At 49.6% G+C, this 10,676-nt stretch carries 10 protein-coding genes; 6 read left to right on the top strand and 4 right to left on the bottom strand.

Annotated features, from left to right (window positions below; genetic code table 11):
* Positions 1-8 precede the first annotated feature (8 nt).
* A complete protein-coding gene (locus tag R3B84_04175; GenBank protein MEZ6139749.1) occupies positions 9-368 on the bottom strand; it encodes a BON domain-containing protein in 360 nt (119 codons plus the stop codon).
* 302 nt (positions 369-670) lie between these two features.
* Between R3B84_04175 and R3B84_04170 the strand changes: the two genes are divergently transcribed.
* The 6 genes from R3B84_04170 (at position 671) to R3B84_04145 (ending at position 7,316) form a co-directional block, all read left to right on the top strand.
* Positions 671-1,762, top strand: coding sequence for an SUMF1/EgtB/PvdO family nonheme iron enzyme (locus tag R3B84_04170; GenBank protein ID MEZ6139748.1), 1,092 nt, complete (start codon positions 671-673; stop codon positions 1,760-1,762).
* A complete protein-coding gene (locus R3B84_04165) occupies positions 1,759-3,180 on the top strand; it encodes a sulfatase (protein ID MEZ6139747.1) in 1,422 nt (473 codons plus the stop codon). Before R3B84_04170 ends, R3B84_04165 begins: the two co-directional genes overlap by 4 nt.
* Before the next feature lie 120 nt (positions 3,181-3,300).
* Positions 3,301-3,609 carry a Rieske 2Fe-2S domain-containing protein gene (locus R3B84_04160; protein ID MEZ6139746.1) on the top strand — a complete coding sequence of 103 codons (309 nt, stop codon included), beginning with the start codon at positions 3,301-3,303 and terminating at the stop codon, positions 3,607-3,609.
* Positions 3,610-3,727: 118 nt separating this feature from the next.
* Positions 3,728-5,119, top strand: a complete 1,392-nt coding sequence (locus tag R3B84_04155; GenBank protein MEZ6139745.1) for a DUF1501 domain-containing protein — start codon at positions 3,728-3,730, stop codon at positions 5,117-5,119.
* Positions 5,120-5,148: 29 nt separating this feature from the next.
* Entirely contained in the window at positions 5,149-6,546 is a 1,398-nt protein-coding gene (locus R3B84_04150) for a DUF1501 domain-containing protein (protein MEZ6139744.1), read from the top strand.
* Positions 6,547-6,644: 98 nt separating this feature from the next.
* Complete coding sequence (locus R3B84_04145; protein MEZ6139743.1) at positions 6,645-7,316, top strand: hypothetical protein; 672 nt, start codon at positions 6,645-6,647, stop codon at positions 7,314-7,316.
* A 12-nt stretch (positions 7,317-7,328) separates the two neighbouring features.
* Here the strand turns inward: R3B84_04145 and R3B84_04140 are convergent, their stop codons facing one another.
* The 3 genes from R3B84_04140 to obgE form a co-directional block, all read right to left on the bottom strand.
* Positions 7,329-8,765, bottom strand: a complete 1,437-nt coding sequence (locus R3B84_04140) for a DUF1501 domain-containing protein (protein MEZ6139742.1) — start codon at positions 8,763-8,765, stop codon at positions 7,329-7,331.
* Positions 8,766-8,830: 65 nt separating this feature from the next.
* Entirely contained in the window at positions 8,831-9,622 is a 792-nt protein-coding gene (locus R3B84_04135; protein ID MEZ6139741.1) for a type III pantothenate kinase, read from the bottom strand.
* Between the two features lie 2 nt (positions 9,623-9,624).
* Positions 9,625-10,671 carry a GTPase ObgE gene (obgE, locus tag R3B84_04130; GenBank protein MEZ6139740.1) on the bottom strand — a complete coding sequence of 349 codons (1,047 nt, stop codon included), beginning with the start codon at positions 10,669-10,671 and terminating at the stop codon, positions 9,625-9,627.
* Between the last annotated feature and the right edge of the window lie 5 nt (positions 10,672-10,676).

Raw genomic sequence — 10,676 nt, 5'->3', positions numbered from 1 at the left:
GAAATAGTTTAAGGCTGAACCTGGATTTGATTGATCACATCAACAACACCCACGGTGGAGATGGCAAGATCGTTTGCACGCTTGCGAAAATCTTCATCGGGAACAGTTCCAGACAAATAGAGGCCATCGACACGCTGCTGCACGTCGATCTGAAAAGTGTTTAAGTAAACATCGTTTTCCAGTCGTTGCCGCACCCGACGTGCGATTGGGTCGTTGCTGAATTCCTGAAATGGCAATGAACTGGGTGCGGCAGAACGAGCACGCTGGATAATCAGTTCGCTGATCCGCACCAGTTTCTCACCGTCTGAACGATTACACCCTGTCCCACCGATCAGAAGAAGTGCGAGCACAATTAATCTTATTGCCATCTGAGTATCATGTTGGGAGCATCAGGAACCATCAGCACTATTTTATCCGTAAGAACTCGATAACTGGTGGGCAAAATTCATGCAGCAGGCCATTAAATGCTGAAAATGTTGGATTGTGCCTGATTTACTAGCAACGAACCCCGAAAAGAGAGGCAAATCCTTTTGATGAGTGATTTCTCATAGCTTGCTCCCACAATGGGTTTCGGTGCCTATGAGCAACGTGTTGGCAAAAGAACAAGAATTGCTTACATGTCAGATAACGCATCAGGTAAAATAACCTCAATCCAGTGGGAGTGATTTCGATGCACGCTTTTTTTAATTTTTTTCTAATTGCGGCAATCACTTGTACTGTGGGGCCTTTACTTTCGAATGAACCCACCATCAATCCGTTGCGGCTGGCACAATTAATTAAGCAACTGGATGATGATGATTTCGATATTCGAACTGCTGCTACCGCAGAGTTAAGCAAGTTGGGCATGGAGGCACTACCGGCTTTACGACTAGCAGAAAGAAGTGATTCAGCCGAAGTGCGTGTTCGCGCGAAGAAGATTATCGCATTGATCGAAAAACGCCTCGATTCCCGTTTCGTGGTGGTTGCACATGGCAAGTTTCAGATGGGAACGCCTCCTGGTGCACCCGATCGTCAGCAGGACGAAGGACTCCATGAAGTGGAACTAACAAAACACATTCTCGTGGGTAAATATGAAGTCACGCAGGAAGAATTTGAAAAAGTAATGGGCTACAATCCCAGCCACTTTATTCAGGATCAAAAAATCGCCAAAAAATTGCCCGTAGAAAAAGTGTCCTGGTTCGATGCATTGGAATATTGCAATAAATTGTGTGCTGCGGAAAAGCTGGCACCATATTACGAGTTGAAGAACATTCAGCGTGATGGCAAGCAGATCATTGCGGCAGAAATCAAGGTGCTGGGTGGGAATGGCTATCGATTGCCCACGGAAGCAGAATGGGAATTCTTTTGCCGTGCGGGAACCACCACGCCTTATTTTTTTGGCAATGGGAACACGGGAACAGAATCCAACGTGAAATCAAAACAAGTGGCAGGCGCTTATGGCATTTCCAGTGGTTGGAATTCACCCAACAAGACTGTTCAAGTGGGCCACTATTTACCAAATGACTTTGGAATACATGAAGTCCACGGCAACGTGGCAGAGTGGGTGTTTGACTGGTACGACAAAAACTACTACAACACTTCGCCGAAAATAGACCCCACTGGACCACCGGATGGCAAAGCAAAGTGCGTTCGTGGTGGCTCCTGGATGATGGATCAGGCACTGGCACGCTCATCCGCACGCTATTCCTTGACACCGGACGAGCGCAAACACTTTGTGGGCTTCCGCGTGGTGCGAAACTTCATGGAACAGCCAAAAAAATGAGATTTTTTTCACCATTCCGTCTTCATTTGATCGTTCTCGCTGCATGTTGGTGCGTAACTGATTCAAATGCCCAACCTGCCAATTTGCCCAAAGTGGGACAATTTGCCGATTGCAATGTGATTTTTGTCAGCTTTGATGCACTTCAGGCACGTCACTGCCAGTTTTTGGGGTATCCACGCAAAACTACACCCCACCTGGATAAGCTGGCACAAAAATCTTATGTATTTGAGAATGTTTATTCAGTTGCTTCGTGGACGGTGCCAGCATCGATGACCTGGTTTACAGGCGTCTATCCTTCCGAACATCGGATGACAAACAAGTTCGCGTTATGGACCCCACAGCAGCAGAAAATGGCCAAACTGGGGGAACTTGCACCGGAACTGGTTACGCTGGCTGATCTTTTTCGTGCGGCAGGTTACAAAACCGGCGGCTTTACTGGCAATGCAGGTGTCAGTGGGGGATTTGGCTACGAACAGGGCTTTGATCGGTATTATTTTCCGGCGAACGTGTTTGGTAAGTTCGAAAACAGCATCCCACGTGCCCTGGAATGGATCAAAGAGCACCGTGACAAACGTTTTTTTCTTTTCCTGCACGGCTACGATGTGCATGGACAATGTATGCCCACTGGTGGGTATGATTACCGCTTTGTGGCCAAAGGTTACGACGAAAAGTTCACAGGTAGTGCCCTGGAACAGGAAATTCTGCGAGAAGAAGGTTTGTCGTTGGGGAAACTGGCGATGCGACAGACTGATGTGGACTTCTGGCGGGCGATCTATGATGAAAAAATCCAACGCACCGATGAGCAGTTTGGCAAATTCATGGAAGAATTTCAAAAATTAAAACTTAATGAAAAAACGATCATCATTATTACTTCCGATCATGGTACCGAATTTCATGAACATGGTCGCTACGATCACGGTTTTACATTGTATAACGAATTACTGCATGTTCCCATGCTAATTCACCTGCCTAAGCAATCGAAGAGTCATCGAATTGCAACGGCCATTAGTAGTATTGATCTGATGCCCACCATTCTGGATTTAGTGGGTCAAAAATCTCCCCAGCGTGTAGCAAAACAGTTACGTGGTAAGAGTTTACGTGGCACCATGGAGGGCATATCTCTGCCCAGCCCCATCTTCAGTGAAACTGATTACCGTGAATACACTTACAAACGGGCCACGATTGACTGGGATGGTTGGAAACTGATCCTGACCATGGAAAACAACACGAAAGAACTGTATCACTTGCCCACCGATCCCAAAGAATTGACCAACCTGGTGGGAAAAGAACCGAAAATTACAGCAAACCTGGAAGCAGAGATCTATCGCTTTTATGAGAATCTTGGCCACGATCTGAAGAAACGCACCTGGAAAGTGGGCTTAAATCCGGTTTATCCCTCCCAGGGAAAGCAAAAATAAACCCAAAAATGTGAATTCTTCTTCATTTCTGGATTGTGTTTCATGAAATAATACACATAATTGAGACTCGTTAGATACCTTTCTTCAATCTTTTCCTCATTTCTGTTGGGGACTTTGTGTATGGCTCGATTTACGATAGCAACCACGGCTGATGTGCCGCACGAAGGTTGTGGTTGCTCAGTGGAAATTGCAGGTAAAATCTTTGCCGTATTCCGCCAGGGTGATGAATTTTTTGTGGTAGACAATGTTTGCAGCCACCGCGCCGCCCCACTGCACGAAAGTGGGTGCGAAAACTTCCAGATCACCTGCCCGTGGCACGGTGCCAAATTTGATGTTCGAACCGGAGAGCACTTAAACCCGCCCGCAAGCACAGGAATTCTGTCTTATCCCGTGCTGCTCGTGGGGGAAGAGATCCAGATAGAAATGTAATCGTATTTGCGGCTGCAATCATGCAAATTTTCCCAAAATCGCAAGTTCAAACAACAATTTTCCTTTCATCTTTGTTGAAAATCGATTACACTTCATCAATCCTGCCGAGAAACAGATCATGTTGTCGTTTACCCATCCACGTGAACGTGGGATTAATCGTCGCTCTTTCCTGCAAGTTGGCACATTAGGCTTAGGTGGGCTGACTTTTCCTGGTTTGCTGCAATTGCAAGCCCAGACAAAGTCGGTAATGCATAACCGATCGGTTATTTTCCTCTTCCAGCACGGTGGGCCCAGCCAATACGAGACGTTTGACCCCAAAATGACCGCACCTGCGGAAATTCGCAGCATGACAGGGGAGATCAAAACCAGCATCCCTGGGATCACCTTTGGCAGCACCATGCAGAAACTGGCGAAAATTGCCCACAAATTTACCACGGTGCGGTCTTACGTGCCCGGCGATGCGAATCACGATGCCAAGCCCATTGTCCATAAGGAAACTCTGGGTGCGAATCTTGGATCCTATTATTCGCGTGTGGTGGGGCTGAATCACCCCACAACGGGTGTGCCAACGAACGTACTGCTCTACCCAGAGTCGGTGAAGCCAAATGCGACCGCACCGGTGGCCAATCTGGGCAATTTTCCTGCCAGTGGCCCACTGGGAAGTGCCTATGCACCGTTTATCCCAGGTGGCAGTGGGGAACTGCAGAAAAACATGCGTTTGCAACTCTCCCCACAACAATTTGAAGACCGCCGGTCGCTGCTGACCTCATTTGACCGAATTCACAAGACGCTGGACCACGAAGGGACGCTGGAAACCTACGACCGCTACACTGGTCAGGCGTTTGATGTGATCCTGCGTGGGGTGGCAGATGCGTTCGATCTGTCGAAAGAAGACCCACGTTTGATTGCCCGCTACGATACCGCACCGCTGGTAAATGTGGATGCGATTGACAAAAAATGGAACAACAAAAAATACTACACTGACCACGCCCAATGCCTGGGTAAAATGCTGCTGCTGGCACGCCGCATGTGCGAGGCGGGGTGTGGCTTTGTGACGGTCAACACCAATTTTGTCTGGGATATGCATTCCGACCAGAATAATGCCCCACCCAGCGATGCCATGCCTTACGTGGGTGGACCGTTTGACCATGCCGTTTCTGCTTTGATCGAAGATATTGAAGCACGTGGATTGTCTGACAGGATTTTGCTGGTGTGTTGCGGAGAAATGGGCCGCACGCCAAGAATCAACAAAAAAGGTGGTCGTGACCACTGGGGGAATATCGGCCCACTGATGCTGTACGGTGGGGGATTGCCAATGGGTGAAATTATTGGCAAATCCAATCAGGACGGAGGCAGCCCGGCCAGCCCACCGGTGACAATTCGCTCTCTGATTTCCACCATCATGCACACACTGCTGGATATCGGCCAGGTGCGGCTGATTTCAGGTATCAGTGGCGATGTTTCCAAAGTAATTACTGACGGTCAGCCGATTCCAGAACTGATTCGTTAAAAGACACTCATTATTTTGCGGGTTCATTCATGTTCCATGATCCAATGTTTTCGATCAGACATCCCGTTGATCGTCGCCGACTGCTCTCGTTGTCTGCATTTGGATTAACAGGGTTATTGGCGAATTCATCTCAGGTTCGCGCATCGGAAAACACGCCCCACCGTGCCATTATTAACATTCACCTGGATGGTGGTGCCCCGCAGCACGAAACATTCGATCCCAAACCGGATGCTCCAGAAGAAATCCGAGGGGATATTCGGCCGATCCGCACCACTATTCCGGGTGTGTTCATCAGCGAATTGATGCCGAAGCTGGCATCGATTGCCAAAGACTGCGTTTTTATCCGCTCTTTGGTGGGTTCCGTGAATGTGCACGATGCTTTTCAGTGCCAGTCGGGATTCTCTGCCCGTGACCTGCGTACGTTGGGTGGCCGGCCAGCCGTTGGCTCGATTATTCAGAAATTGCTGGGCAGCACCACCGATACTTCGCCCTCATTTGTCGATATCATGCAGGGCCGCCCACAGGTTCGGAACAGCGCCCGACCAGGCTTCCTGGGCCCCACCTACAATCCATTTCGGCCAGATATTTCCCAGATGTTCCAACGGGAGTTAGAAGCGGGCATGGTCACCGAACTTGCCCGACGTGGGGAACAGCACAAAATCGAACTGGAACTGGTTTCTGATTTGTCGCCAGAACGATTGTCTGATCGTTTGAGTCTGCTGAACCAATTCGATTCTGTACGTCGCCAGATTGATTCCAGTGGCAGCATGGAAGCATTAGATCAATTTACCCAGCAGGCAGCCTCGGTGCTGACTTCCGGTCGATTTGCCAACGCACTGAATCTGGAAACAGAATCCGCTAAAACACTCGCACGTTACACCGCACCCGCTTCGAACGTGGGGGTACAATCAACCACCAGCGAAGACCGGTTTGCTGGCCGGAAGTTATTACTGGCAAGGAAGTTAGTAGAGGCAGGGGTGCGTGCCGTCAGCGTATCGTTCAGCGATTTCGACACCCACTCAAATAACTTCCCACGGATGAAGAACCTGTTACCAATTGTCGACCATGCAATCCATGCGTTCATCATTGATTTGAAGGAACGGGGATTGTGGGATCGAGTTTGTATCATCGTTTGGGGTGAGTTTGGCCGCACCCCACGTGTCAATAAGAGCGGCGGCCGAGATCACTGGCCCCGCGTGGGGCCTGCATTACTGGCAGGTGGTAGCATCAATACTGGCATGGTGCTTGGTGCCACCAACAAATGGGCGGAAGATGCAATTGAACGCCCGATTTCCTACCAGGATATTTTTGCAACGCTCTACCACCACATGGGAATTGATGCAGCAAATACCACCATTCTGGATACCACCGGCCGCCCACAGTATCTGGTGCCGGAAGGAAAAGTAATTGTGGAAGTGGCGAACTAGCCAAAAGCATCTGATATAAAAACTGTGCGATTGTTCGCCTGAACTACATTGAAAACAATCAAGCAACTCATCTTCGTTCAAATGCCTGGCAGAAACACATGACCATGTCTTCGACAATTGAATATTGCATCTTTGTTGTCATCATCTTTGGAATTATTGCAACCATATTGAAACCACAATGGACAGGAATTTGGTGGGGAATTGCAATTTATGCTACAGGTATCATCTACTACTTCCTGTTTCCACTATTCTCTCCTGAAAACTATCTGCCAGTGCTGGATTTCCTGGCGTCGGTGTTCTTGATTTCGCATGGGGCACTCATTTGGTTCGCTTCTGCAAGCCATCGTCTCCAGAAATGTCCAGAAAAAGAGTTCAGATTGACGCGATTGGCTGGAATCATGTCTGTAACGGCAATTATTGGTACGTTTTTAAGCACATTCGCGATTCATGAACCCGAATATGCAGTTTCAAGAAGCGAAAATGTAGAAAATGTTCGATTATACACGTTTGGAATATCGATCATTCATCGTTCTGGAAAACCAGGACAAGTAGAGAATAAGGTTCGACTGTATTATGAAAACAGAATCTTACCATACTTAATCGGCGGAAGCTTTATGGTCGGCACCGTTATTGGATGGCAATGGTTTCGAATGACAGCAAATTGGCATCGTGAACTGTTTGTCTTAAGAGAGAAACACCGAAAAAAGGAAAACCATAATGTTGCTGTGATCCAACCTAACACAAATTGTGGCAATGGTCTGAGATCATAAAAAAATCGGCAATCAGGCAATTATCTGGTTCACTACATTGCCGTGGACATCGGTCAGGCGGAAATCGCGGCCAGCATAGCGGAACGTAAACTTTTCATGATCGAAGCCCATCAATTTCATGATAGTGGCGTGGAGGTCGTGCACATGTACCTTGTTTTCGGCAGCGGCAAAGCCAAACTCGTCGGTAGCACCAACCACCTGACCGCCTTTCACACCACCACCTGCCAACCACATGGAAAAGCCGTGGTGGTTGTGGTCGCGACCATTAATCTTGCCGGCATTCGACCCCGGCGTGGGTAATTCCACTACTGGGGTGCGTCCAAATTCCCCACCCCAGATCACCAGAGTTTCGTCAAAAAGCCCCAATCGCTTCAAATCAGTCAGCAGTGCGGCAATACCCTGATCCGTTTCCTTCGCCAGTCGGCGGTGGTTCACTTCAATATCATCATGGTTATCCCATGGCTGGCCAGCTCCATGCCACACCTGCACAAACCGCACCCCACGTTCCACCAATCTGCGGGCGATCAATAATTGTCGTGCCTGCGTGCCAGGGCCGTATGCATCCAGTATTTCCTTGCGTTCATTTCGAACATCAAAGATTTCCGCCGCTTCCGTCTGCATGCGGAATGCCATTTCGTAAGACTGCAGCCGAGCCTCCAACTGGGGATCGTTCTGGCGTTCCTTCGAGTGCTGCTGATTCAGTTGCAACAGCAGATCAAGCTGCCGACGTTGCTGGTCAATTGGCATCAGGCTATTGCGAACATTCTCCACCAGTTTATTCACATCGGTGTGGCGGGTATCGATGTAGGTCCCCTGGTAGACTCCCGGTAAAAAGCCGGCCTGCCAGTTCTGCGATTCCTGAATGGGATACCCACCCGGACACATCGCAAAAAAGCCGGGCAGGTTCTGGTTTTCGCTGCCGAGGCCGTACGTTAGCCAGGAACCCATACTGGGACGAATCAGGCGGGCTTCCCCACAGTTCATCAGGAGCAAGGAGGGTTCGTGGTTCGGAACATTGGCATGCATGGAACGAATGATGCACATATCGTCAATGTGGGCGGCGGTCTTCTGAAACAACTCGCTGACTTCGATCCCACTTTGGCCATATTTCTGAAACTTAAACGGGGACGGAAATGCAGCACCCGTTTTACGCTCGGTGCGTAAGTTCGGCATTGGTAAGGTTTTACCTGCAAACTGCTGCAATTTTGGTTTGGGATCGAACGTATCCACATGGCTTGGCCCGCCATTGGCAAAAATCTGAATGACTCGTTTGGCTTTGACCGGAAAATGAGGCTTTTTCACCGCCAGTGGGTTCAGATTACCCGCACCATGGGCCGTCTGATTGCCTAACATCGTCGCCAGGCCCATCATGCCAAAACCAGCACCCAGACGAGAAATCAGATCACGGCGATTCAGCATTCCGGCTTGAAATAGAAGTTCCAGATTCATGTGCACTTTCAGGTGGGTATTAATGAAATAATTATACCTGAAAAACAACAACATGTCGATTGTGGTCAGGAAGTCTTCTGGTATTCGCCGGAAAAAGTGGTTGCTGCGGTGGCAATGCCCTGCAATGTCAGTGCAGGGAACGAGCGGAGCTGAAAACGATGAGTAATTTGTAACAATTGAATCAGCCGTGGGGAAATATCCCCACCTGTCAGCAGTACGTGCGGTGGCGTGGGGTAAAGCGAAGCCAGTTGTTCCACCACACGATCAATGCCTCCTGCTATCGCATACGCGATGCCACTGCCGATGGCGGTCTGGGTATTGCGGGCTGGTACCGGCCATTTTTCCAGCATCGCTGGTTCGATTAGTGGCAACTTCGCGGTGTTTGCTTTCAACGCCTGACCCATCAGACGCATCCCGGGAAAGATAACTCCCCCACGAAAAATGCTGGTCTCATCAACAAAATCTACCGTTACGGCTGATCCCGCATCCACGATGATCCGAGGGGTGTTCTGGGAAAGCGATTTCGCAGCAACTGCGTTCAACAGGCGATCGATCCCCACCTGATCCGGATAGTCCACATCCACCAGCAGCGGGATTTTTGCCCGGCTATCCAGCCACAATACCTGCTGATTGTGGGACAACAAAAATTGCTGTAAATCCTGAGCCAGTGGGGGGTTACTGGAGCCAATTGCCCAAAAATGCTGTTTGGCAAAATCAACCTGAAGAGTGGCACAAAGCGCTTTCAGCCCCGCTGGAGTGCGGTCGGAAGTTGCAGCAACCGGAAGAATAATTTCTGCATTCTGGCAGCGGGTTAATTTGATCCGCGAATTGCCCGCATCGATAATAAAATCTGGCACGTTCACTCTACCACGGAAGAATTGGGCGATTGTTCGACTGGGGCATCCAGCTCCGCCGCCTTTAATTCTGCCAGCACCACGACCGCACGCGACATCAGGTGGTTCAGACCCTGACCGGTAACCGCAGAGATCGGAATCACTTCTTTGCCAGTCTCGTTGCGGAATCTTGTGAGAATTTCCTCACTATTTGTCAATTCCATTTTGCTCAGAGCAATAATTTCATGCTTTGCTGCTAATTCTTCTGAATATTGAGCCAATTCTTCCCGGATTTGCAGGTAGTTCTGCACAGGGTCCGAATTATCGGTGGGGTAGCACTCGACCAGGTGGATCACAATTCGGGTACGCTCAATATGGCGTAGAAATTCATGTCCCAGACCCACTCCCGCGTGGGCCCCCTCAATCAGACCGGGCAGATCGGCCATCACAAAGGTATGCTCATCACCCACCGTGACCATGCCCAGATTCGGATGTTTCGTGGTAAACGGGTAATCGCCGATTTCCGGTCTGGCACGCGTCAATCGAGACAGAAGAGTGGATTTTCCTGCATTTGGTAGTCCAATCAGCCCCACATCGGCAATCAGTTTCAATTCCAGCCTTAACCAGCGTTCTTCACCTTCTTCCCCTGGCTGATATTCCCGAGGGGCCCGGTTGGTTGCAGTAGCAAAGTGCTTATTCCCTTTGCCACCTTTCCCGCCTTTGGCAACAGTTACTTCCATGCCAATTTCGGTCAGATCTTTCAGCACATGCCCACGTTCTCGATCGAGTACGATAGTGCCTTTCGGCACGCCGATGATCAGGTCTTTGGCTGATTTGCCGTGGCACAGCGAAGACCCACCTGGGGCACCTTTTTCAGCCACCCAGTGTTTATGCTGCACCAGTGGGGCCAGATTGTCTGCATTTTCCACCGCTCGGATGATGATGGAGCCACCGTTCCCACCATCCCCACCATCAGGCCCGCCTTTCGGCACATATTTTTCGCGCCGAAAGCTGTTCATCCCACGACCGCCGTTGCCGGCCTTCACGTAGATTTCCACATAATCCACAAACACAGTCT

The organism is Zavarzinella sp. (genome assembly GCA_041399155.1).
In the GTDB taxonomy this organism is placed as follows: Bacteria; Planctomycetota; Planctomycetia; order Gemmatales; family Gemmataceae; genus JAWKTI01.
This window is presented reverse-complemented; position numbering and strand designations above follow the sequence as displayed.

Bases quoted from the DNA above. Each gene is read 5' to 3' on its own strand.
- R3B84_04175 (MEZ6139749.1), bottom strand. From the start codon at position 368: ATGGCAATAAGATTAATTGTGCTCGCACTTCTTCTGATCGGTGGGACA.
- R3B84_04170 (MEZ6139748.1), top strand. From the start codon at position 671: ATGCACGCTTTTTTTAATTTTTTTCTAATTGCGGCAATCACTTGTACT.
- R3B84_04165 (MEZ6139747.1), top strand. From the start codon at position 1,759: ATGAGATTTTTTTCACCATTCCGTCTTCATTTGATCGTTCTCGCTGCA.
- R3B84_04160 (MEZ6139746.1), top strand. From the start codon at position 3,301: ATGGCTCGATTTACGATAGCAACCACGGCTGATGTGCCGCACGAAGGT.
- R3B84_04155 (MEZ6139745.1), top strand. From the start codon at position 3,728: ATGTTGTCGTTTACCCATCCACGTGAACGTGGGATTAATCGTCGCTCT.
- R3B84_04150 (MEZ6139744.1), top strand. From the start codon at position 5,149: ATGTTCCATGATCCAATGTTTTCGATCAGACATCCCGTTGATCGTCGC.
- R3B84_04145 (MEZ6139743.1), top strand. From the start codon at position 6,645: ATGACCATGTCTTCGACAATTGAATATTGCATCTTTGTTGTCATCATC.
- R3B84_04140 (MEZ6139742.1), bottom strand. From the start codon at position 8,765: ATGAATCTGGAACTTCTATTTCAAGCCGGAATGCTGAATCGCCGTGAT.